15 protein-coding genes and 1 pseudogene are annotated in these 24,714 nt (G+C 50.5%); 9 read left to right on the forward strand and 7 right to left on the reverse strand.

Annotated elements, in window-relative coordinates:
• Positions 1-341: 341 nt before the first annotated feature.
• Together H6G00_RS30900 and H6G00_RS30905 are read left to right on the forward strand one after the other, a co-directional pair.
• Entirely contained in the window at positions 342-1,940 is a 1,599-nt protein-coding gene (locus H6G00_RS30900; RefSeq protein WP_242042607.1) for an adenylate/guanylate cyclase domain-containing protein, read from the forward strand.
• A 111-nt stretch (positions 1,941-2,051) separates the two neighbouring features.
• Positions 2,052-2,267: a hypothetical protein gene (locus tag H6G00_RS30905; protein ID WP_190799645.1), complete on the forward strand. Its 216-nt coding sequence runs from the start codon at positions 2,052-2,054 to the stop codon at positions 2,265-2,267.
• A gap of 332 nt (positions 2,268-2,599) precedes the next feature.
• On the opposite strand, the gene H6G00_RS30910 is transcribed toward H6G00_RS30905, so the two are convergent.
• Entirely contained in the window at positions 2,600-3,727 is a 1,128-nt protein-coding gene (locus tag H6G00_RS30910; RefSeq protein ID WP_190799646.1) for a trypsin-like serine protease, read from the reverse strand.
• A gap of 124 nt (positions 3,728-3,851) precedes the next feature.
• Here H6G00_RS30910 and H6G00_RS30915 point away from each other — a divergent pair, with 124 nt between their 5' ends.
• Both H6G00_RS30915 and H6G00_RS30920 read left to right on the forward strand, forming a co-directional pair.
• Positions 3,852-6,398, forward strand: coding sequence for an endonuclease MutS2 (locus H6G00_RS30915; protein ID WP_190799647.1), 2,547 nt, complete (start codon positions 3,852-3,854; stop codon positions 6,396-6,398).
• Between the two features lie 141 nt (positions 6,399-6,539).
• On the forward strand, positions 6,540-8,357 hold the full coding sequence (locus tag H6G00_RS30920; protein ID WP_190799648.1) for an aspartate kinase: 1,818 nt from the start codon (positions 6,540-6,542) through the stop codon (positions 8,355-8,357).
• A gap of 154 nt (positions 8,358-8,511) precedes the next feature.
• Here the strand turns inward: H6G00_RS30920 and H6G00_RS30925 are convergent, their stop codons facing one another.
• From H6G00_RS30925 to H6G00_RS30935, 3 genes are all read right to left on the reverse strand, one after another.
• Positions 8,512-8,889, reverse strand: a complete 378-nt coding sequence (locus H6G00_RS30925) for a phage holin family protein (protein WP_190645851.1) — start codon at positions 8,887-8,889, stop codon at positions 8,512-8,514.
• 229 nt (positions 8,890-9,118) lie between these two features.
• Positions 9,119-9,736 carry a biopolymer transporter ExbD gene (locus H6G00_RS30930; RefSeq protein ID WP_190682851.1) on the reverse strand — a complete coding sequence of 206 codons (618 nt, stop codon included), beginning with the start codon at positions 9,734-9,736 and terminating at the stop codon, positions 9,119-9,121.
• A gap of 164 nt (positions 9,737-9,900) precedes the next feature.
• The gene (locus tag H6G00_RS30935) at positions 9,901-10,593 is read right to left on the reverse strand and encodes a MotA/TolQ/ExbB proton channel family protein (RefSeq protein WP_190799649.1); all 693 of its coding nucleotides are present in this window, start codon (positions 10,591-10,593) and stop codon (positions 9,901-9,903) included.
• Positions 10,594-10,877: 284 nt separating this feature from the next.
• Here H6G00_RS30935 and H6G00_RS30940 point away from each other — a divergent pair, with 284 nt between their 5' ends.
• Positions 10,878-14,897, forward strand: coding sequence for a TIR domain-containing protein (locus H6G00_RS30940; RefSeq protein WP_190799650.1), 4,020 nt, complete (start codon positions 10,878-10,880; stop codon positions 14,895-14,897).
• Between the two features lie 176 nt (positions 14,898-15,073).
• On the opposite strand, the gene H6G00_RS30945 is transcribed toward H6G00_RS30940, so the two are convergent.
• Positions 15,074-15,271, reverse strand: coding sequence for a hypothetical protein (locus H6G00_RS30945; protein WP_190799651.1), 198 nt, complete (start codon positions 15,269-15,271; stop codon positions 15,074-15,076).
• A gap of 154 nt (positions 15,272-15,425) precedes the next feature.
• On the opposite strand from H6G00_RS30945, the gene H6G00_RS30950 reads away from it, so the two are divergent.
• The 4 genes and pseudogenes from H6G00_RS30950 to H6G00_RS30965 all read left to right on the forward strand — a co-directional run bounded on the left by H6G00_RS30950 (position 15,426) and on the right by H6G00_RS30965 (position 19,153).
• Positions 15,426-15,650, forward strand: a complete 225-nt coding sequence (locus H6G00_RS30950) for a DUF433 domain-containing protein (protein ID WP_190682862.1) — start codon at positions 15,426-15,428, stop codon at positions 15,648-15,650.
• Positions 15,634-15,962, forward strand: a pseudogene (locus tag H6G00_RS30955) (DUF5615 family PIN-like protein). The gene H6G00_RS30950 and the pseudogene H6G00_RS30955 overlap by 17 nt, the downstream one beginning before the upstream one ends.
• A 413-nt stretch (positions 15,963-16,375) precedes the next feature.
• Complete coding sequence (locus H6G00_RS30960) at positions 16,376-16,963, forward strand: hypothetical protein (RefSeq protein WP_190799652.1); 588 nt, start codon at positions 16,376-16,378, stop codon at positions 16,961-16,963.
• A 222-nt stretch (positions 16,964-17,185) separates the two neighbouring features.
• On the forward strand, positions 17,186-19,153 hold the full coding sequence (locus H6G00_RS30965) for an ABC-F family ATP-binding cassette domain-containing protein (protein ID WP_190799653.1): 1,968 nt from the start codon (positions 17,186-17,188) through the stop codon (positions 19,151-19,153).
• 15 nt (positions 19,154-19,168) lie between these two features.
• On the opposite strand, the gene H6G00_RS30970 is transcribed toward H6G00_RS30965, so the two are convergent.
• Together H6G00_RS30970 and H6G00_RS30975 are read right to left on the reverse strand one after the other, a co-directional pair.
• Positions 19,169-21,928: a TIR domain-containing protein gene (locus tag H6G00_RS30970; protein ID WP_190799654.1), complete on the reverse strand. Its 2,760-nt coding sequence runs from the start codon at positions 21,926-21,928 to the stop codon at positions 19,169-19,171.
• Positions 21,929-22,165: 237 nt separating this feature from the next.
• Positions 22,166-24,193 carry a hypothetical protein gene (locus tag H6G00_RS30975; RefSeq protein ID WP_190799655.1) on the reverse strand — a complete coding sequence of 676 codons (2,028 nt, stop codon included), beginning with the start codon at positions 24,191-24,193 and terminating at the stop codon, positions 22,166-22,168.
• Positions 24,194-24,714: the final 521 nt, after the last annotated feature.

Genomic DNA, 24,714 nt, shown 5'->3' on the forward strand with positions numbered 1-24,714 from the left:
GGGGGAGTGCCCCTTCGGGGCACTCCCCCGGCTTTTATATTGATTGTGGCTACCTACTTGAGTTAACTATCTATCTTAGTGGTCAGGTCGTCATTCACAACAAAAGCCACTAGAAAAGTTATGGCGTTTGAACGGCATGGACTGAAATCATTTTGAAAACATACTGGATGCTAGCCTGATAGAGCCAAATATTCAAAGAAGAATAGATTGCGTTGGCAGATCAACCTGATTTTTGGGCAGATGAAATTCTTTTCAGGCAAAAATTCTAGCTTCAGTCAATTTAGCTTTAAGCATCAGCAATCAGAATTATCAGAATTAGCCAACGTCATTTACCTCACCCTATGCCTCTGATTCGAAATCGAACTTGGCGTTATCTGATCATGGTGGCTGTGCTGGCTCTGTGTCAGTTTGGCATCACTAAACTGATTTTCATGGTGCCAATTGAGCAACAGGGTATGCGGGTTTGGCCGCTGTGGTTGCCTGCGGGTTTGGCTCAAGCCGCCCTGTTGCTGTTTGGACGCAGACTGTACCCAGGCGTGGCAATTGGCTCGTTCCTGTTTTCGCTGTTTCAATCCCAGGAAATCTCTTGGCTGTTGGCAGCAGCGATCGCCCTCAACAACACCGTGCAACCCCTGGTTGGGGCAACGCTGCTAAAGCGAGTTGACTTTCGCAACGACCTTCAGCGCCAGCAGGACGTAATCGCCTTGTTTGCCCTGGCGACCATTCTGCCGTCTGCACTCAGCGCCACCCTGGGAATGCTGACGATCGATCTGGCGGGGCTGATGGACTGGGCCAACTTTGGCAGAAATTGGTTTCAGTGGTGGATTGGCAATGTCACAGGCATCCTGACGCTAATGCCTGTGCTGTTAACCTGTCGGCAGTGGACGGCGATCGCCAAAAATCCTCGCCGCTGTGCTGAAGCTTTCATCTGGCTCTGTTTGCTCACGACAGCCAGTTGGCTAATCTTTTGCCCCACCAGTGAAACGCCCTTAGCACCCTACTCAATGGCTTCCTTATCATTTCCATTGATTATCTGGGGAGCGTTGCGCTTTGGGCAAATGGGCGCAGCGTTATCGACTGCCATCCTCACCAACGTCGCAACTTGGGGAGTGATTCAAAATAAGGGGCCGTTTATCATCGCGGCGAGAGAGAATGCCGCAGTGCAGCCTGTTGAGTCGCTGCAAGCGTTCATTTGTGTAACAGCACTAACAGCACTGACGCTAGCAGCGGTGATGGCAGAGCGAGAACAAATGAAGGTGTGGTTGCAGGCAGAAAAAGAAAAGTCAGAGCAGCTATTGCTCAACATTTTGCCGCTGCCGATCGCCAACCAGCTCAAGCAAAACCATCGCAACATTGCAGATAATTTTGCCGAAGCGACGGTCTTGTTTGCCGACATTGTGAATTTCACCAAACTCTCGGCAACGCTATCGCCCCAGGAGCTAGTCGCGTTGCTCAACGAAATCTTTTCGGCGTTTGATCAGCTTGCAGAGCAGTACGGGCTAGAAAAAATTAAGACGATTGGCGATGCTTACATGGTGGTGGGCGGACTGCCGTTTCCCCAGGAAAATCACGCTGAGGCGATCGCCGATATGGCTCTAGCAATGCAGTCCGAGATGCGTCAATTTAGCAAGCGCCACCACAAGCCCTTTAGTATGCGGATTGGCATCAACACGGGTCCCGTCATTGCAGGCGTAATCGGCACCAAAAAGTTTATCTATGACCTCTGGGGTGACACTGTCAACGTTGCCAGTCGAATGGAGTCTCACGGCATTGCCGGACAGATTCAAGTCACCGAAGCAACTTACGAATGCTTGTGCGATCGCTACCACTTTAAATCACGCGGCAAAGTCCACATCAAGGGCAAAGGACAGATGTATACCTACATTCTGGCGGGCAGAAAGGCTGCGCCTGTGCCGTTGCCGACAGTGCAGGCGAATTGAGGGGTTAGGGGGCGGGCGGTTGAAAGCTAAGGTGCATTTTGAAGCCTTCTAAAGCTCCCCCAATTTTGTTTTAGGGCAGACCTAAGCTGCTTTTGGAAGGGATTGTCGCCTTTGGCGCGACAATCCCTGATTCCATCGGGACGAAACCTGCTTCTGACGCGACAAAATCTTGTTTCAGCACGGCAAAACCTAATTCCAGCACGACAAACCCCTATTTTGTCGCGAGGGAACCTTGTTTTGTCATACCAAAACTCGATTTCCATCGGGACAAAACCTGATTCTGTTGGGGCAGGACCTGATTCAGGCGCGATGGAATATGAATTTTAGTGTGATAGCACTCAACGCTTGAATTCATATTCCACAAAAGGCTGCAAATGTTGGGTTCCGCTGCGCTTCACCCAACCTACGGTTCTGCTATCTGTAGGTTGGGTGGAGCAGCGCGAAACCCAACGCTTTAGATTTGCTGCGCTACTATGCAAGTCATTTAATCCATAATCCTAAAGTTAGCCAGCAGATTTAGAGGCGCAGCATTCGGCAAATAAATCTTGGAATACACTAACCATTTTTGCCCGAATACTACACCCCTTCAGGAACATTCGCTGCTTCTGGACATGCGCCAAAAAAACTTTTAAGAACGAAGAGGCGATCGCTCTCATCCCTCACGATGACAACTGCTTTCCGGCTTTGGGTTTGCGTTTCCAAACACAAACGGCACCCCAAACGGTAGCAGCAAGCAAGCTCATTAAGGACGATGGTTCTGGAACGGTAGCGGATGCGCTAGATTCATCCGTTTCCCTGTTCGTATCTAGCGAGTCTGCTAAAGCCACCGGCGAGATTCCCGAAGCGTCTCTACCTGTCGCAGCAGATGCCAAAACAGATGCGGGAATGTAAGAAGGATTAATGGTTCCATCCAGGACGCGAGCGATGTAACCCCGATAGGAAGACACCCTTGTCTCACTAGAATATTCACCAAAGCTAGAGTTGACTGTGTCATCAAGGTCTGTGCTGCCAGTTCCTCTCTCACCGTAGGTCGTGATTCCAGCAATCAACTTGCCGATAAAAGCAGGACTGCCTGAGTCGCCCGGAGCTGTATTTACCTCACGACTGCCCAAGCCCAAGTCACTATCCGCGAAGAAGTTGTTCGCTGGTCTACCGTTATCAAAATCAAATAGAAGCTGGCTTCCGGGCGTTGAATTCGGAATCAGGTTAGGAAAATCTTCGGCGCGTGCATCAAATCGGTTTTGTCCGAACAGTTTGCCCCTGCCAAACAAATCAGCCCTCTCGCCCAAATTGCCCGTGCCAATCCTGCCGTATCCAACTTTGGTAAAAATTTGTCCGACTTCGTCAGTGTCGCGATAGATGCCGTATCGATCTACGCCGACTACCCGTCGATTTAATTTAAGAATGGCCAGATCATTGCCGCTCAAAAGGTCGCCCTGCCAGCCTGGAAGGATAAAGAAGCCATTAGTGGCAACGCTGAATGAGCTAGTCAGTTCCGTAAAGCTAGCAGTAGCGCTGACGATATCGCGATCGCCCCGGCCGTCTGTAACGCAGTGAGCGGCGGTGAGAAGGTGGAGCCCATCTCGCAGCAAAGAGCCTGTACAGGAGGTTGTATTTCCCGAAACGTTGGTTAGAGACAGTCGCGCAACGCCGCTGTAAGCTCCCGCTTCCACCAGACGGGCGTCGGGATTGTTGGTTGCTGTGACAATCGCCCTGCTTGCTTCTGCGCTTGCTAGTGTGGAGAGAGTAGCCGCAGTCAGTGCGATCGCTGAGTTTCTTAGGTTCATTTTTACCAGCATTTTTAGTCCCCTTACCCAATATTGTAGTCATCCGTCGGTTTGACTAGAATCAGGAAAGATAGGCGAATTTTGTAAGCAAAATTTAAGATAAACGAAATCGGGGATCGGGGGTTTGATTCAAGCTGAAACTTTAGAATTACTGGAATGGTCGCGACTCTGTCAACATCTGGCAACTTTTGCAGCGACTAAGCTAGGGGCAACCGCAGCACGTCACTTACAAATTCCAGCAGCGTTATCAGAAACTTTAGGGTTACTCGCGCAAACCCAGGAAGCCTACCAGATTGAGCAAAATTTACCGTCAGGCTTAAAGTTTGACGGCATTCAAGACATTGGTGAAGCCCTGGAGCGATCGCAGCTTCAGGGCATTTTGTCAGGAGATGAATTGCTGGCGATCGCCACGACTCTGGCGGGTGCAAGACAGCTTCGCCGAACCATCGACAGCCAACCCGACCTGCCCGTTTTGACGGAACTCGTGTCAGAACTGCGGACTTACCCAGAGCTAGAGCAAGAAATTCATCGCTGCATTGACGATCGGGGGAAAGTTGCTGATCGAGCTAGTCCCAAACTGGGTGGCATTCGAGAACAGCTGCGGCAGGTGCGCGATCGCATCTATCAGATGCTGCAGCGAATTCTTCAGCGGCAGTCCAATGCTGTGCAAGAGCCAGTGATTACGCAACGGGGCGATCGCTTTGTGATCCCGGTGAAAGCTCCTCAAAAAGATGCGATCCCCGGCATTGTTCACGATACGTCTTCCAGCGGTTTGACGCTTTACGTTGAACCCCATTCTGTGGTCAATCTGGGCAACCAGCTACGGCAATTAACCCGTCAAGAACAGGTGGAAGAAGAGGCAGTGCGCCGAGTTCTCACGGAACAGGTCGCAGCCGTGAAGCCTGATTTGGAAAGATTGCTGGCGATCGCCACCATCCTCGACCTGGCGACCGCCCGCGCTCGCTATTCTCTCTGGCTAGGTGCAAACCCGCCCCGCTTCATTGACCGCAGCGCAGGCGAAAGAATCACCCTGCGGCAACTGCGCCATCCCCTGCTCGTCTGGCAAAACCAGCACGAACAGGGAACCCCTGTGGTCCCAATCGATTTGCTGATTCAGCCGCAAATCCACGTCGTCGCCATCACCGGTCCCAACACGGGCGGCAAAACCGTCACCCTCAAGACCTTGGGACTTGCCGTTCTCATGGCAAAAGTGGGCTTGTTTGTCCCTGCCCGTGAACCCGTAGAGCTTCCCTGGTTTGACCACATCCTCGCCGACATCGGCGACGAACAGTCTTTAGAACAGAGCCTTTCCACCTTCTCCGGGCACATTCGGCGAATTAGTCGAATTCTGGAGGCGATTGGGCAGGGGGAGGGAAAGGGGCTAGGGGCTGGGGGCTGGGGGCTAGGGGAAGAGGAATTGGCAACTGAGACGCAAGGCTCAGAAGAAATTCAAGAACAGAGCACTGAAGAACAAGCAGACAATTCATCTCCTCAACCCCTAGTCCCTAGCCCCCAACCCCCATCCCCTTCCTCCCTTGTTCTTCTCGACGAAGTCGGAGCCGGAACCGATCCCTCGGAGGGGAGTGCGCTGGCGATCGCCTTGCTTCGCTATCTGGCAGATCATGCTCAGTTGACGATTGCGACCACTCACTTTGGTGAACTGAAGGCGCTGAAATATCAAGACGACCGATTTGAGAATGCGTCGGTTGAGTTTGATGATGTGTCCTTATCACCCACCTATCGCCTGCTGTGGGGAATTCCCGGTCGCTCGAATGCATTGGCGATCGCCCGTCGCCTGGGACTCAAGCCTGAAATTATTGACCAGGCTCAGGGGCAGGTAGGGCTACAGGCATCGGAAGATGTGAATCAGGTAATTGCAGGGCTGGAGGCACAGCGGCGGCAGCAAGAGCAAAAGGCGCAGGAAACAGCCCAGCTTTTGCAGCAGGCAGAACGGCTGCACGGGGAAGTGGCGCGCAAAGCAGCCTTGCTTAAAGAGCGAGAACGTGACCTTCAGCAGCAGCAAGAGCAGGCAGTGCAGAGTGCGATCGCCCAGGCAAAGGCAGAGATTGCTCAAGTGATCCGACAGCTTCAACGCGGCCCAGCAACGGCCCAGGATGCTCAGCAGGCAACGGAATCGCTCAATCAGATTGCTCAACAACAGCTTCCCTCTCGAAAGCCTGCCAAGCCCAAACCTGGGTTTCGTCCGCGGGTGGGCGATCGCGTCCGCATTCCTCGGCTTGGACAAACCGCAGAAGTGCTAACCAATCCCGATGAAGACGGCGAACTCAGCGTCCGCTTTGGGTTGATGAAAATGACCGTCTCTCTCGCGGATGTGGAATCGCTGAATGGCGAAAAAGCGGAACTTCCTGCCAAGCCCAAACCCGCCCCTGAACCGCCACCCCCGCCCCCTGCTGATCCCGCTCCAACTGTCCGCACTTCTCGCAACACAGTCGATATTCGCGGCAGTCGAGTTGCGGATGCAGAAGTGGTATTGGAACGGGCGATCGCCTCTGCCGAAGCGGGAGCGCTGTGGATCATTCACGGTCACGGCACCGGGAAACTGCGCCAGGGGGTTCACGAATTCCTCAAACAGCACCCGCAGGTTTCTCGCTACGAATTAGCAGAACGCACAGACGGCGGGTCGGGGGTGACGATTGCTTACATTCAGTAAATGGTCCTTTGACTACGTATTGCGACAGGTTCACAAAGCGGTATAAGTTTATAGGATTAGGTGAAAAGCTGATTCTGACTCTGAATAGCTGTTGCGCTTCAACCATTCAGGTCAGGGAAAAGTAGGCAAAAGAATATAGTCATGGCACTGATTGTCCAAAAGTACGGCGGCACTTCTGTTGGCTCGGTCGAACGAATTCAGGCGGTTGCACAGCGAGTTTCAAAAGCAGTACAGGCAGGAAACTCGGTTGTAGTCGTCGTTTCAGCAATGGGAAAAACGACCGATGGTTTGGTCAAGCTGGCTAGCCAAATCTCGACCAGCCCCAGTCGGCGCGAGATGGACATGCTGCTGTCTACCGGGGAGCAGGTGACGATTGCCTTACTCAGCATGGCGCTTCAGGAGCTTGGACAGCCCGCGATCTCCCTTACGGGAGCACAGGTTGGCATTGTCACCGAAGCAGAACATACCCGCGCCCGGATTCTCAATATTCAAACCGATCGGGTTGAGCGACATCTAAAGGACGGAAGAGTCGTTGTTGTCGCAGGGTTTCAGGGAGTTAGCAGCACGGCTGACCTGGAGATCACGACGTTAGGACGGGGCGGTTCCGACACTTCAGCTGTTGCTTTAGCAGCAGCACTGAAAGCAGATGCCTGCGAAATTTACACCGATGTACCGGGAATTTTGACGGCTGATCCCCGAATTGTGCCCGATGCGCAGTTGATGACTGACATCACCTCGGACGAAATGCTGGAGTTGGCCAGCCTCGGTGCTAAGGTGCTGCATCCCCGTGCCGTAGAGATTGCGAAAAACTATGGCGTAATGCTGGTGGTGCGCTCTAGCTGGACGGATGATCCCGGTACTCGTGTGGTTTCGCCCATTCCTCAACTGCGATCGCTCGAAGGTTTAGAAATTGCCCATCCCGTTGATGCAGTTGAATTCGACACAGACCAGGCAAAGGTGGCGCTGCTGCGAATTCCCGATCGCCCCGGTGTTGCTGCCCGGCTGTTTGGCGAAATCGCGGTGCAGGATCTCGACGTTGACCTGATTATTCAATCCATCCATGAGGGCAACAGCAACGACATTGCCTTCACCGTCACCAAACATTCGCTCAATCGAGCTGAAGCCGTTGCAGCGGCGATCGCCCCTGCCCTGCGAGGAGAAGCCACTGCCCTGGATGAAGCCGAGGTCATGGTCGAACGCCAAATCGCCAAGGTGAGCATTGCAGGGGCAGGCATGATCGGACGACCGGGAGTTGCGGCTCAAATGTTTTCCACCCTAGCCGCAGCGGGGATCAATATTCAAATGATCTCCACTTCTGAGGTGAAAGTAAGCTGTGCGATCGCTGCCGAAGATTGTGACCGGGCGATCGCTGCGCTGTGCAAGGTATTTAGTATTGCCAGTTCTCCGGTGCGGTTAGATTCCGTTTCGCCTCAAGTAAGCGACAGCAGCGAATTGCCGGTTCGGGGGGCCGCACTCGATGTGAATCAAGCCAGATTAGCAATTCGCCATGTGCCCGATCGCCCTGGTATGGCGGCGAAAATTTTCCAACTGCTGGCAAACCACAATGTCAGCGTTGACATGATCATTCAGTCTCAGCGTTGTCGTTTGATCAACGGTATGACCACCCGAGACATTGCCTTCACAGTGGCGCAAATGGATGCGACCGCCGCCCAAAAAGTGCTCCAAGAAGCCGCCCCAGAATTAGGCTGTGGAGAAGTCACTGTGGACTGGGCGATCGCCAAAGTCAGTATTGTTGGCATTGGCATGGTGGGACGACCCGGCATTGCTGCCCGCATGTTTGAAGCGATCGCCCATCAGCAAATCAATATTCAGATGATTGCCACCTCGGAAATCAAGATTAGCTGCGTCGTAGCTGAAACCGATGGTGTGAAAGCGCTCCAGGCAGTTCACGCTGCCTTTGGACTTTCGGGTCAAGAAAAGATCCAAATTCCCGCCTGATTTGCAGTAGCGCAGCAATCCTAAAGCGTTGGGTTCCGCTGCGTTTCACCCAACCTACATTACTGATCTAGGGACTGTAGAGGCGCAGCATTCGGCAGGTAGACTTTGGATAGACCGAAATAATTTTGCCCGAATGCTACGCCCTCACAAGGATTTAAGCTACGAGTTGTAAGCCTGCTCTAGCCAAGATCTGAATGATCAAAGAATTAATCAGACCTAACAAAATTGCGCCTAGAATAGCACTCAAAAATCCTTTTTCCAGTCGAAAACCTCGGACAAGATAAGCTGCTAATCCAAAAATAATTGCGTTAACGATAATCGCAAACAGTCCTAGCGTTAGAAACGTAATTGGAAAAGCTAGAAACCTTAGAATTGGCCCCAAAAAAGCATTCAATACACCAAAAACCGCTGCTGAAGTAAGAGCTTTTTGAGGGCTAGAAATTTCTACTCCCACAAAAGGTAGTTTAGAAATAATGTACAAACTAGCCGCAGTAACTAACCAAATAATTAAAACTCCAACAATCCAAGGCATGGTAAGGACTCCTCATCTAACTTGATTTGCCTGAAGCTGATAAAAAAACGCGAATTTTTGAGTCAAAGTCAATTGATTGACCCCAAATCCGCCCTCATTATCCCTGATTCAGTAAATAGACATGCTATTTGCAGGAATTTCTTCAAACAAAGGATTCTACCCATACCTTACAAAGCGGTTCGACTCCTCGCTGCTAAGCAGGAGCGTGGGAATTCAGAAGACTACCTGTTTATGGAGTAGCAGGCTGCGGGGTAGAGGGAGCAGGTTCCAGGGAACCCGAACCATCAGGAGCGCTGGGAAAAGGTTCCAACCCTGGGAATAGGTCTTGATTTGGAGCAAGCGGATCGGTCGTACCCGGTGCGCCCAATCCAGGCTGTCCAAAGGGGTCATTGGGAATAGCTCCCGGGTCGGGAACCAATCCGGGAACTGCGGTATCGGCTGCAGATTCTGGCAGGGTTGCCAGGGCTACGCGATCGCCCCCGACCGAGCGCAGCAGATCAATCACACCAACCACATCGTTATAACGGGCTTCTCGCGATGCATAGAGCACCATCAACCCGTCTGGACTAGTTTGCTGATAGTTCAAAATCACCCCCAAAAGCTGGTCTTGCGTGACGGGCTGTTGCTCGACATAGACCTGTCCAATCGGGTCAATACTAACGATCAGCATTTCGCGCATCTGCGGCGTACCCGTTGAGGCAGACGGCAAATCCACGCCAATGGCAGCCTGCCGGGTTAACCCCACCGCTGCCAGAATAAAAAACGTCAGAATGCAGAAAATTACGTCAATCAGCGGAATAATCTCAATCCGCACTTCTTCTGCTGGGGAATCTAAATTAATCTTCATGGCGATCGCTAAACAACTAAAAATCAAACGCCTAGATCTGCACTTCTTAAAGGAACCGTAGGATGCGTTAGACGACCAGTCGTAACGCATCACTTATAGCAACGATGCATTACGCTAGCGCTAATACACCCTACATTGGTTCTTGATTAAAACGTGGTTCTTGATTAAAGCCCACTGCCGCCTCTTAGATCAGGTGGGACATCAGGATTGATGGGTCTTGGCAGAGGATTATGTCGCAGTGCCCAGTTCTTTCGATAGATCAGCTCTAGCTCATTGCCAGACTGCCGGAACAGTTTTGCCTGTCCAAACACCAATCCCTGAAAGACACGATAAAAGGCAAGACTCGCGATCGCAATAATTAGCCCCACCGCAGTGGTAATCAATGCTTCTGCGATCCCCAGCGTCACTCCTGCCGTTGAAGCCGTACCCAGATCGCCTAGACGAATGGAACCTAGCGAATTGATTAGACCCAGCACCGTTCCCAATAGTCCTAATAGCGGCGAAATGGCAATTACGGCTTCTAAAATCTTGTCGCCTCGGCGCATCGCTGCTAATTCTTCATCGGCACTAGATTCCAGAGCAAGCTGAAACACTTCTGGATCTGGGTTGTTTAGCTCCAGGGCTGCGTAGAGAAACCGTCCAATCGGTTTATCGTTCGACTTTCTGGCGATTTCGGTTGCGTCTCCCCACTCGCGCCGTGCCGCTTCCATCACCCGTCCTGCGATTTCACGCTCACGGCTCAAAGTCTTTGACCAGAACCAAATCCGCTCAATGATGGTGCTCAGTGCCAAAACTGATAGCAGCAGCAGGGGCCACATTGCGGGACCGCCCCTAGCAAATAGCTCAGGAATATTCACAGCCTCGTTCTACCTCCGTTTCTCGTTCCCAGCCCAATTTTGCCAGAAAGCAGGGCATCTCAATTCTAGAGACTTAACCTTCATACGCAATAAAAGTTTGACCTCCGAAAAGTTTAGACCCTAATTTCGGCGAAAAGGTTCAGCTAAAGGAATTTGACCTGGGTTGGACCTGGGTTTCTCGTCGATTCCGCGTTTGGGTTGAGAAACCAGTAAAAATTTTTGTCATTTGGCGATCGCCCCATGCGCTCCTGATATCATGATGAATCGCTCTCACCGACTGCCCTATGAAAGATTTTCAGGATGCATTTATTTCTTATGGGCGGGCTGACAGCACACTATTTGCTACGAAGCTCCATGACCAATTAGTTGAGTGTGGCTTAGAAGTTTGGCTGGATAAGCACGACATTCCGCTGAGCGTAGATTTTCAAAATCAAATCAACGACGGTATTGAAAAAGCACACAACTTCATTTTCATCATTGCTCCGCATTCTGTTCAATCGCCTTATTGTTTGCGTGAAATTCAACATGCGGTGCAGTATCGCAAACGAATCATTCCACTGCTGCACGTCAAAGCGGATGACTTCCTGCATCTGACCCATCCGATCATTCGTAAGCTCAACTGGATCTGGTTTCAGGAAGGAATTGATAACTTTGAGACTTCATTTGCTGGGCTGCTGAATGTGCTGCAAAGCCATGCAGACTATGTGAAACAACACACCTGGATTTTGAGCCAAGCGCTGGAGTGGGAAAAGCATCAGAAACAAACTCGCTGTTTGTTAATCGGGCAGGAGCGGATTCAGGCAGAAAACTGGTTGAGGGAACAGTTTCAAGGACAGCAGGCTCCGTGTGAACCGTCCGATTTACACTGTGAATTCATCTGTGAAAGCACTAAAAATGCTGACAATTTGATGACTCAAGTTTTTATCAGCTATGCGGCGGCTGATCAAGACGCGATGACCCAAATCAGCAAAACTTTGATGCGACAGGGCATTACCATTCGGACTCATTCTGTTGAAGGTGAAGTGAGTGCTGCGGTTGAGGCGAACATTCAACAAGGAGTTGAACAGGCGAATAATTTAATCTACTTAGTGTCGCCAAGCTCACTGATGTCTAAGGCTTGTCAGCAGGCAGTGAAACAAGCTTTTGCTGATCAAAAGCGAATTATTGCCCTGCTGGTTCAGCCACCGACTCAGCCAAAAGCATTGGCGGCACTTCAGCGCTTTACTTGTATTGACTTCAGGGCTTATCAAGATGCAGCGCTGTATGAAACGGCGATCGCCAAACTCCTCAATATCTTGCATCAAGATGCTCACTATTATGAGCAGCACAAAATTTTACTGGTCAAAGCCCTGAAGTGGCAGCGACAAAACCGCAATTCCAGCATTCTGTTGCGCGGCTATAACCTGCAACACTACGAAACCTGGTTGAAGCTAGCAAAGCAGCGATCGCACCACACGCCAATACCACTGCAAGCAGAATTCATTGCCGAAAGCCTGAATCAACCGCCCGAAGCTGCCTTGGAGGTGTTTGTTTCTTACTCACGAGCCGATTCTGACTTGGCGCGTAAGTTGAATGATGCGCTGCAAGTCCAGGGCAAAACCACCTGGTTTGACCAGGAAAGCATTGCTTCTGGAACAGAATTTCAGCAGGAAATCTATCGCGGCATCGAAAGTTCTGACAATTTCCTGTTCATCATTTCCCCCAGTTCGATCTATTCGCCCTACTGCAAAGATGAGGTGGAATACGCCCAGAAGCTCAATAAGCGAATTGTCACGGTGCTGCATCGCCCAGTTACCGTTCAAGACCTGCATCCCGCCCTAGCTAGCATTCAGTGGATTGACTTTAATCGCTATGTTGGCGACTTTTATGCCAACTTTAGTGAGTTGGTGAGAGTGCTGGATACCGATCGCATTTACGTTCAGAGCCATACTAAATGGTCACTGCAAGCATTGGAATGGCAGCACGACCACAAAAACCCTGATTTGTTGCTGCGTGGCAGTGAGCTGATGCTGGCAAAAGGATGGCTCCAGCAAGCCCAACATCAGCAAAAGCAGCCAGCCCCTACTGCATTACAGGAGGAATTTATTATTGCCAGTGCTGAGTCAAGCGATCGCCTGATTCAACAAGAGCAGGAACGGCAAAAGCGAGAACTGGAGCAAGAGCGGGCACTTCGCAAAACGGCACAGAGAACCACTGTCGGAGCGCTAATTGGCGGAGTTGCCCTGCTGGGAGTCAGCATTGCTGCGGTATTGAATCAGATAGAAGCCTGGAATGCCGAAAATGCGGCTCAGGTTGCTCAAATCCATACGCTGAGTGCCTCTTCTCAGCTTTTATTTAGCTCGAACCAAAGTCTGGAAGCGCTAATTGCTAGTTTGCAAGCCGCTCGAAAGCTCCAGCAACTCGACTCACCCGATGCCCAACTTCATGATCAAGTCAGGGGCAGCTTACAGCGCATCGTCTCTGGCATTCGCGAACACAATCGACTAGTAGGACGAGTCAGCAGGGTTTACAGCATCAGCTTCAGCCCCAATGGCCAACAGTTGCTCACCAGCGGTTCTGGAATTGCTAACCTGTGGCGTGCTACAGGTGAACCATTAGTGCAGCTTGGAGGGCACGAGGGATTAATTAGAAGCCTCAGCTTTAGCCCCAACGGATGGCGAATTGCTACAGGCGATCAGTCCAGCACGCTGCGCCTGTGGGATCTCAAAGGCAATCAAGTCGCTAAAGTGCCAACCAATCAAACCAAAATTTGGAGCCTCAGCTTTAACCCCAACGGAGACCAACTGGCAACGGGTGGAGAAGACGGGACGGTCAAACTGTGGAGGCTAGAAGGCGATCGCATCACGTTCATCACTCAATTCAAGGCGATTGACGGAAGCTGGATCGAAGACATCAGCTTTAGCCCCGACGGTCAGCTTCTCGCAGTCAGTGGATTAGGTGGTACTGCCTTCCTTTGGGATTTAAGCGGCACTTCCCCCTCACGCAGAGTTCGCCTCACCGGGCACGAAGACCTGGTTTATAGCATCAGCTTTAGTCCCGACGGTGAGCAAATTGCCACCAGTGCCCAGGACGGCACCGCTCGTCTATGGAATCTGGACGGCAATCTGCTGGGTGAACTGCGAGGACACAACGGCTGGGTTTACAGCACAGACTTTAGCCCGGATGGACGGCAACTTGTCACCAGTGGACAAGACAGCACCATTCGTCTGTGGAGTTTGGGCGATCGCAGACAGCTTGCTGAACTGAGTGGGCATCAGGGTCGCGTCTATGACGTTCGCTTTAGCCTCGATGGAAATCGCCTGATCAGCAGCGGCGAAGACGGTATCGTGCGGCTATGGGAGCTTGGCAATCAGCCTTTGGCATTGAGCAGGCATGTGAAACGGGCGACCAGCGTTCGCTTCAGCCCCGATGGACAAATCGGCACCACAGGAGACGACGGTATGGTGCGATTGTGGAATGCCGCAGGCGAATCAATTCGTCAATTTCCCACAAGCCAAAACCGCAGCTTGAGCCTAGCGTTTAGTCCAACAGAGCCAATCTTGGCAACTAGCGGCATCGACTTTACGACCCGACTGTGGGATTTTCAGGGAAACCAGTTAGCCATCCTGGAGAAGAGCCAGGATTGGATTCGCGCTGTCAGCTTTAGCCCAGACGGACAGCAAATCGTTGCCGCTGGCGCAGATGGCAAAGTGTATCAGTGGAACCGTGCAGGCGAACTGCTACACGAATTTCAAGCCGATGCCAGCGAGATCCACAGCATCAGCATTAGCCCCGACGGACAAACCCTGGCAACGGGTGGCGATGAATTGGCAGCCTTATGGGACTTTCAAGGAAACTCACTGGCTAAACTTGACCATCAAAGTCGAGTCTTAAGCGTCAGCTTTAGCCCCGATGGAAAAACTGTTGCCTCCGCTGGGGCAGATTACCGCGTGCGGCTGTGGGACTTAGAAGGAAACCAAATTGCCCAATTTAGCGGACATCGGGGACAGATCAACAGCGTCAGCTTTAGCCCCGATGGAAAACTCTTAGCAACGGGCGCAGAAGACGGCACTGCTCGCATTTGGGATTTAACAGGCAATCAAATGGGTGAATTTAAAGGCAACCAGGGAGCGATCTGGAGCGTCAGCTTTAGCCCCGATGGAAAAACTTTGGCAGCCAGTGGCGAAAATGGCATCACTAAACTCTGGCGCGTTGAACCCATAGAAACTCTGGATCAACTGCTAACGCGAGGCTGCGACTGGCTAAGAGACTATTTGCAATACAATCCCGATGTAGAAGAGAGCGATCGCCAAACCTGCTCATAGGCTTAAATAAACGATTCACCGAATTTCAGAACTACCTCTAGTCGGTCGAGGCTTGCATTCATAAGATCCACTTAAGTGGACTTCAAGTCAGCATAAGCGATCTCCATGTCAAGACTTACAGTTACCAAGTCAGAAGTTTCTGTTACCACGTCAGAAGTTTCATTCATAAGATCCACTTAAGCGGACTTTAAGTCAGCATAAGCAGTAACCAGATCAAAACTTACGTTTACCAGATCAAAACTTACGTTTATCAAGTCAGCATAAGTGTTTGTGGTGTAGACGAGAACGGAGAGAATGGAGGGTGATTGTTTTTGGGGAGAGAGGGGCGATCGCCAATCTCGTAGGCTGTGCTGGATTAGGCAATCGCTAACCAACCTTCTCCCAAAAGGGCGATCGCCGATCCCGTAGAGTGCAATCGGTCAAAAGACATCCCCAAGGTTAGTGTTGGAGCGATCGCCTCTCAAGGGCATTTTTAGCAGTTAGTTGTGGGCTAGGATCAAAGAGATTCCTGCTATCAGATACACTGATATGACAACCACAGCGCGTGTTATTCATAGTGACCCTGACATTTTGGGAGGAACTCCTGTTTTTGTCGGAACTCGTGTGCCGATGAAAACGTTGCTCGATTATCTCGAAGCGGGCGATCCACTCGATGAATTCTTAGATCATTTTCCAAGTGTTAGACGTGAGCAGGCGATCGCAGCCCTTGAACTCGCCAAGGAAATGCTGACAGCCTATGCGAATCCTGCTTGATGAATGTGTACCACGACCCCTAAAGCGTGAACTTGCTGATTGCGAGATATGCACAGTTGTCGAGATGGGATGGTCAGGCAAGAAGAACAGCGAATTGTTGCAGCTCATGAGTCAAGAGAGCTTCACAATTTTGCTTACTACAGATCAAAATTTGCGCTATCAAAAAACTTACAACAAGCTGGAGTGGCTATCGTTGTTCTTATAGCACGCAGTAATAGGTTGCCAGATTTAGTACCTCTGATACCTGATGTTCGTACTGTACTGAATACTATTACGCCAGGAGAAGTAAGCGAAGTTGGAGGTTCTCGATAGTTAAGTAAGCGGGGTAGCATAACATAGCGTAGCTTTTGGGATTGGCAGGAAAGTTTGTATTGTTTGAGTGGGCAGCATCCGGACTAAACGTAGCTACCGCGGTCAAAAGAGACGTGTACACAGTGTATGAAAGTCTCGTGATAAATGGTCGGTGGCATTTCCAGATTGTTTGCTGCCTTTCACCGTTATGCAGTTAGTACGATCGCCACGAAAGGCTTCATTAGACAGGCGATCGCTAATTAACCTTTGGCTGCAAATTTAGAAATTCTGGTTAAACAAGCATTAGAAGTAGCTTTGAACTGGGCACTCTTTAATGCATAGATTCAAGGTGTGCTGCTTTGCAATGCTAATTTGGCTGCGTCCAGAGGTGCGAGCGCTAAACGTTGAGGACACACAGCAAAAGCAGATGTTCTTTGAACAAGAACATAGAAGAGAGGAAAAAATCAATGCGTTTCTTCAAACAGCCTATTGAAGTTTCAGTAGGTCATGATGTTCTTGAGAGAGCCAAAAGCTTTTCAGAAAAAGTTGCTCCTACAGTTGGCACTCGCGGCGTGTACATGGACACAAATCAAAGCGATTTAAGAAAAATCCGGCATGACCACTATGTGAGTAAGGTAGGAGAAGAGGCGGTCAAACAAATTCTTCAACAGCTTGGTAGGACGATAGAAGGTCCAGACTACGAAATTTATCAGGGTAAACAGAAGTCATGGGATCCTGATTTGTGGGTTGATGGAGTTGATCTAGCCGTAAAAACCCAAACAAGAGAATCAGCAAATAAATTTGGGCTTTCCTGGACATTTCAAGCAAGTCGGCAAAGAAGAGATCCAATTTTAGACAAACCCGATGCCTGGGTGTGCTTCGTCAAATTTGATCCGCAGAAGCAACAATGTTGTGTTTATCCACCCTGCCAAATTAAGGAATTAGAGTTTGGAGAGCCTGTACTAGCAAAGTTAAAGGGAACCAAGAAGGTTGTATATGCCCAGAGGTTGCCGGGTTTGTAAACGTTTAGCAAGTCCTTTCACCTGACCTTGTAGTTAGCCTTTACAGCCATCCAAAATGCGATCGCCAATCCAACTGCGACGTTAAACTAGGTAACTGACGAGTCCTTCACTCAGAGCTAGGTTGTGGTTTGTGCCTCAACTCTCTGCCCGCATGGGTTAGCGTAGCGTAACCCATACTACAAACTGCCTCCGCCTTTACTCTTTCGCCCTCATCCCTCCCCCATGAGTATCTTCACCCTACAGTCTGTCCAAAAAGACTTTGGCATTAAGGAAATCCTCAAAGATGGCAGCTTTAGTCTGGATGCCACCGACAAGGTAGGGCTGATTGGCACCAATGGCTCTGGCAAATCCACGCTGCTGAAGATGATCGCGGGATTAGAACCCATTGATGGCGGTCAATTGTTGGTTAACTCTGGAGTCAATATCGTTTACCTGCCTCAACAGCCTGACCTGGACGAGAATCGCACTGTGTTAGAGCAAGTCTTTGCCGACAGCGGCGAACAGATGGCTATGGTGCGGCAGTATGAGGAGGTTTCTCATAAGCTGGCACACGGACAGGGTGATGCCGATCGGCTAATGTCACAGCTCTCTCACCTGACTCACCAGATGGAGTCTACTGGAGCCTGGGAACTGGAAACCAATGCCAAGATTATTCTGACCAAGCTGGGAATTGAAGATTTTGATGAGCGAATCAGCAATTTGTCGGGCGGCTACCGCAAGCGAATTGCCCTGGCAACCGCGCTACTGGCTGATCCTGATGTGCTGCTCATGGATGAGCCAACCAACCATCTGGATGCGCTGTCGGTCGAGTGGCTGCAAGATTACCTCAACCGCTATCGGGGCGCACTGCTGCTGATTACCCACGATCGCTACTTTCTCGATCGCGTCACCAACCGCATTATTGAAATTGACCGGGGCGACCTCTACGGCTATTCCGGCAACTATTCCTACTACTTGGAGAAAAAGTCGCTGTCTGAGGAATCTGCCGTCAGTTCTCAGCGCAAACACCAGGGCGTATTGCGGCGCGAGTTGGAATGGCTAAAGCGCGGACCCAAAGCCCGTAGCACCAAGCAAAAAGCCCGAATTGAGCGAATTCGCGACATGCAGGCGCAGGAATTCAAACAAGTGCAGGGCAAGGTGGATATTGCCACTCCCGGTCGGCGAATTGGGAAGAAGGTGATTGAGCTAGAGCAGGTTAGCAAGGCGTATGGCGATCGCACCCTGATCCACAATTTCACCTATTACTTCAATCCTGAAGACCGCATTGGCATCATTGGCGGCAACGGCGCAGGCAAATCAACCCTGATGGATATCATTACTGGACGGGTGAAGCCCGACTCCGGCACGGTAGAAATCGGCTCCACGATTCACATTGGCTACTTTGACCAGCACTCCGAAGCGCTTCTCACCGCTCTCAATGAAAACCAGCGGGTGATTGACTACATTAAAGAAGTGGGTGAATTCATCCAAACTGCTGATGGGACTCAGATTAGCGCCTCTCAAATGCTGGAGCGATTCCTGTTTCCTGGAAATCAGCAGTACGCACCCATTCACAAATTATCGGGTGGCGAAAAGCGGCGGCTGTTCCTGATGCGGGTACTGATGAGTGCGCCTAATGTGCTGATTCTGGACGAGCCGACGAATGATCTGGATGTACAAACGCTGGCAGTCCTGGAAGACTACCTGGAAGACTTTAACGGCTGCGTTATTGTCGTTTCTCACGATCGCTATTTCCTCGATCGCACCGTAGACACGATCTTTGCCCTGGAACCAGGCGGCAACATTCGCCAATATCCTGGCAACTACTCGGTCTACCTTGACTTCAAAAAAGCAGAAGAGGAATCCGCCGCACAAACCGAAGCTAGCAATTCTAAGTCTTCCAAATCCACTCGTGTTCCGGAGCAGATTGCAGATTCTCCCGCCGATTCAACTGAAAGCTCAAAACCCAAAACTCAAAACTCTACCAAACCTCGCAAACTTTCCTACAAGGAGAAGCGCGAATTTGAGCAGCTAGAAGCTGAAATTCCCAAACTGGAAGCGGAAAAAATAGAGGTCGAAAAGACGCTTTACCACAATCCTCCAGCAGGCTTTACGCAGGTGCAGCAGTTATCAGAACGATTGGCAGAGTTAACCCAGACGATCGATTCCGCTACCGAGCGCTGGCTGGAACTGGCAGAACTAGTGGATTGACAAACTTTAGGAATTTTAGGAACAGATTTGGCGATCGCCCTTTTCCACGCTGGGGTTCGTTTCCAAATAGTCCTGTACCCAATCGCAACCGCGAGTGACTAGCTCCTGCAAATCTCCAACGTAGTCCAGATTCCACAGAGTCAAGGCGTTGTCGTTTCCTGCTGTTGCTAGGGTACGACCGTCTGGGCTAAAGCTGACATCCTGATTGACGTTTTTGGTGCCCGTCAGAGTATGTAACAGTTCTCCTGTTGCGCTCCAGAGCTTGATGGTTTGGTCATGGCTAGCCGTGGCGATCGTGGTGCTATTGGGGCTGAAGCTGGCATTGTAGACAATGCCGTCGTGCCCTTTGAGAATTCGCAACAGTTTGCCGTCTCGCGTCCACAGGCGTGCTGTTTTGTCTTGACTAGCTGTGGCAAGCATGGTGCCGTCTGGGCTAAAGCGCACGTCGTAGACAATTCCTGTGTGTCCAGTGAGGGTGTCAAGTAATTCACCCTCTACCGTCCACAGTTTTACCGTGTGGTCATTGCCAGCGGTGGCGATCGTGGTGCCATCGGGGCTAAACGCAACGCCTGATACTTCTCCGTCGTGTCCGAGCAGAGTTCGCAACAGTTTGCCCTCGCGGTTCCACAGTTTCACCGTTTGATCAGCACTGGCGGTTGCAATCACTTGGCTGTCTGGGCTGAAAGTAACGCTCAACACGCCGCCGTCGTGTCCGGTGAGCGTGGTCAGCAATCTCCCGTCGCGTGTCCAAAGTTTTGCAGTCGCGTCATTACTGGCTGTGCCGATGAGGTTGCCATCCGGACTGAAACTAACACTCCAGACCGCGCCATCGTGTTCCGTTAGGGTGTGGAGGAGTTTTCCATCTTGACGATTCCAGATTTTGACAGTGCCGTCTCGGCTGGCGGTGGCGATCGCCTCTCCATCAGGGCTAAAATTTAGCCCAAATACCCAGTTTTGGTGCCCTATCAGTCTTCTTAGCCCTGTATCTTCAATTTGCCATAGCCTGACGGTGCGATCGAAACTAGCCGCAGCAAGGGTTTTACCGTCAGGGCTAAAGGCTACTCCACCACCGCCATCGCCATCATGAGTGTATGTGCCAATCAGGTCGCCATTCAGATTCCAACGTCTCACCACTTTTTCATAGCCAACAGCGGCAACGCTTTGCCCATCTGGGCTAAAGCTGGCGCTCAAAAATGCATCTTCGCCATTAAAAGTGTTGAGCAGCCTGCCATCTAACGTCCACAGTTTGACAGTTTTGTCCTGGCTAGCTGTCACAAGGGTTCGACCATCCGGACTGAAGCTAACATCCCAAACGGCAGCGTTGTGGGAGATGGTGCGTATCAGTTGCCCTTTCAAAGTCCAAATTTTGACCGTTTTATCGCGACTTGCCGTTGCAAGGGTTTGTCCATCCGGGCTGAAACTGACGCTGTGAACCTCGTCTGTATGTCCTTCGAGTGTGGTCAACAGTTTGCCATCCGAGCGCCAAAGTTTTGCAGTACCATCTCGGCTTGTAGTAGCTAACATGTTGCCATCGGGGCTAAAGCTAACGTCCCAAACTCCCTGACTATGTCCCTGAAAGGTGTGCAGTAAGTGCCCGTCGCGTGACCAAAGTTTCATCGTTTGGTCAAAACTACCTGTGGCAATTCTTTGTCCATCGGGGCTAAAGCTGATGTTGTTGATGCGATCGCTATGTCCCCGCAAGGTAACTGATTCTCGCCCATCGACACTCCAAATTCTGGCAGTACCATCCCAGCTTGCTGTGCCAAGGGTTTGTCCATCGGGGCTAAAACTCACTCCCCAAACCGTCTCACTATGTCCTTCTAAGGTGTTGCGCTCTCTCACCCAGTAGACTGACTGCTGAAGCAAGGTGATGATATCAGAATGAATCTGATCATCACGAGTCCAAGCCGAAGGATTCAGGGTGGTTCCAGCGCGCAAGCTTTCGATCAATGCATCAAAAACTTGATTGGATGAAAACAGAGCTTCTGAAGTGGTGGCGATCGCAGTCAGTTGCCGCCGTTCTGCCTTCTGCCATTGAGAAAAAGCAACTAGACCAAGTATGCCTGCAATACAGAGAGCAAAACTGACACTAACCAGTGCAATTTTTTGCCGTCGATTTTCTGTTTTTTGCCGCTCCGTTTCAGCCCTACGGCTTTGAATAATATATTCGCGTTGCACTTGAGCTGGAAAGGGTTCTTTGTCTGTTCCTTTGGTCAACCATTGCTCTGCTTCTTCTAGATCACTACCTCGCAACAAGAAGCTTTCGTTACGCCTTTTGTAAACCCATTCATTCGCTCTCACCAACAAGCGAGTGTGCGTTTTAACATGCTCTAAGTCTGTGTCGAGGGCTTTAACCAGAGATTGAAATGCTTGATCAAAATCATCACTTTCCCGAAAGAACAGCCAATTATGTCTTCTCAGTGCTGGATGAACTTGCTCCTGTTCAAAACCCTCTCGCCACACAATTGGTAATAATCGTTTGTGATTAAAAACGGCGTGATCAATCTCCTGCCGACAAACTTTCGATTGAACCGAATCGGGACTAATGATAAAGACAAATGTGTTCGTTGATTCAATGCCAGCTTCAATTTCTCTCCACCATTCGGCAGTAACGGGAATGTCTTCCCAGTCAACCCAAGCGCCGCGTCCAGTCGCGCTGAGTTTTTCGTAGAGTGATTTGACAAAGGTTTTGTCTACCCGCGAATAGGAGATAAAAACATCCTGGTCAGTTTGGTCAGTTGAAGAGTCAAGATGAGGAGCGATAACAACAAACATTTCGCCTCCGGGCATTGCCCACCCTACTGTTTAAGGGATCAAAACCTAACAGGAGAATTACGGAGAAATACGGAGTTTGTTTAAAGAATATTTGTAGAGCGTGGCATTCAGACCAGAATGCTCGATCTCATTCAATGTCTGTCTGCCAAATGCCACACCCTTACAGGGCATATTCACGCCTTCTCAAACAATTTGAGGCGATCGCTAACAACTTCCAACAAATTCCACAACGCTTTATCAATTAACTGCCGGAGTTTGCTCCTCTAATGGAGATGCGGGTTGAGAAACCTCTGGAATGATATCTGGCAAATCTGGCTCACTTACTTCTAATTCAGAGGTTTTTGGTTTAGGAGCTTCAATAATTTCAGGTAAAGTCTCTTCCGGTTCCAGCGGTGTAGGTGAGAGACTTGAACGACGACGGAAGCGCTCGAAAAAGTCTCCTAGCGGGCTAGATTTGGGCTGAGTTGGTTCGGGTTGAATGAGTTCAGGGGAAGCAGGAGCGATCGCCTCTGGGATATCTCCAGTTTCTTCGGGCAGCGGTTCCACCGTTGGTTCGATCAGTGCTGGTGCTTCAACGGGTGCTTCTAACTGAGGCAGTGGCTCTGTTACTTCCGGAACAATATTGGCTGCATCCGGTTCCTCCAGCACCTCTGGAATAGAAGGTACAACGGGTGCTGGAATCGGCTCAGGGGCGCGACGGAAGCGATCGAAAAAGTTTTTGGGTGAAGCAGGTTGCGATCGCGCTGGCTCTCGTACCTCAGTAGGTTCTTCTAACTGAGGGGGTTCCTCCAACTGTGGCAGCGGCTCCTCTTCAGGCACTTCAGGAACCTCAAGAACCTCAGGAGCGATATCAACTGTACTGGGTTCCTCTTGCGCCTCTGGGATAGAAGGCGGAGAGGGTGGAGTAATCGGGGCGGGAACTGGCTCAGGGGCACGACGACGGAAGCGCTCGAAGAAGCCTTTGGGGGAAGCAGGTTGCGATTGCAGCGGCTCACTAGGGATCGGTACTGGAGCCTGCTCAACTTCGGGTTCTACCTCAGAGGGTGCCGGAGTTTCTAGGTCTTCAAAACCCCGCTCTATAGTTGGTTCAGGTTTACTGGGTTGCTCCTTCACAGCGGGGATCTCCTCTGTTTGAGAAGTTTCCTCAACTGCGGGCACTTCCTCTATTACAGGAATTTCTTCAGGCTCAGGTGCTTCTTCGACTTTAGAAGGAATGGAAAGCGCTGGAGGTGTTTCTGGAGCCGGAGTGGTTTCTGGAAGTGGCTCTGGCGCGGGAGGTGCGGGAACGTAGCTTGGATCGACAATGCTGCGAACCGCATCGGCAGAGAGCTCACCTCGCACCAGTTTAGACAGGGTGTCTTTTCCGTTTGGCTCGTAATTGATCAGCCGTACCGTGTTGTTAAACGGGTTCGGGAAAGGATCGCCTTTCTCATCCAAAAGCTCTAGCTGCACCCAGTTCTTGCCTGGTTTCAACCCCTTTAAGTAGATTGGTTGCCAGCGATCGAAAATGAAGCTCTCACCATTAATCGTGCAGCGAATTCGCCAATCTAAAATCTCATCTTCAGGATTTTCCTGGGCAATCAGATGTAGCGGCGCATTGGTGAGGTAAAAGTCGAGCATGATTGGCTCTGCCCCATAGCTGCCTTTTGGACGGCTGTAAGTGAGTAGCGGCTGAGTTGGGTCAGGGTTATTCTCTGGTGTTTTAGTAAATAGATGAAACGTTGTCTGGGCGTAGGCTCCCTCATTCTTAAAGCTCTCATGCCAGGGGCGAGACGCAAAAACGCGTAGGGTGTGAGTTCCGGGCGCTAGATCTTCTAAAACTAAAGGTTCACGGGTATCGTAAACCGCTTGATAGGGCTGGTTATCGAGAATGACGTGTAGGTGTGGTCCCAGTTTAAATTCTTCGTTCTGAAAGATGGGCAGGTCTTGAACCTGAAGGCGAACGGAGACGCGATCGTCTTGCAATACCTGATCGGGACGTGGACTGAGGATTTTTACCTGCGGCTGGTAACGCTCAAGTGACTGACGTAGCTCTTGCAGCGTTTCGGGTGGAGAAACTTCGGCAACTCTGCCTGCTAGACGAGTGGGTTTGTCAGAATCAGGCGACAGCTCGACGGTGCGGGAGCGATCGCCACATCCCCCTAAGCCCCAGCTCAAAATTGCTACCAATAATAAGGATGTCAGTAGTCTTTTAATGTTACTCAGCCGATTAATCCCAAACACGCAACCACACTCCTGGGCGATCGTCGCCCCAAGGTTCAACACTGGCCCATAGGGAACTATATCGGATCACGAATTGAATAGAACCTCAGATTTCCTGTGCAGAATATCTATCTCTACATAAATAAGAGAAAATTGAATTTTATTTAAGTTTTTTAAGCTTTAATAAGTTCTTTATGTTTTTTGGTTTTTCTATGATCCATATAAGTTGTTTCAATTCGTAAACGATTGACAACCCTTAGCACATCTTTTGCTGTTATGACTCGTCGCAAGCCTCACCCCCTCCTGATTTGCTCATTTTGAATTATTGTTAACCACGTTCAAAGTCGTGCCAAATGCCGCTCTATAATGCACGAGAGAACCCACCCCCAAGTCGTCTAAATTGCTGTTCTGGCTTACTGGCTGTCTTGGCTTAAAGTTTAGAACGGCGATCGCGACCATTCTCTTCTCTTGAAAGTTAAGTAGCGCGACCTTTGAAACGGTTACGACGCTTTAGTCTGGGTCTCATAAACCTAGTCATACAATCCATCTGCTAGCCGCTGATTGATGAGAAGGGAATTTAACAA

This window comes from Leptolyngbya sp. FACHB-541 (assembly GCF_014695875.1).
Classification (GTDB): Bacteria; Cyanobacteriota; Cyanobacteriia; order Elainellales; family Elainellaceae; genus JAAUTN01.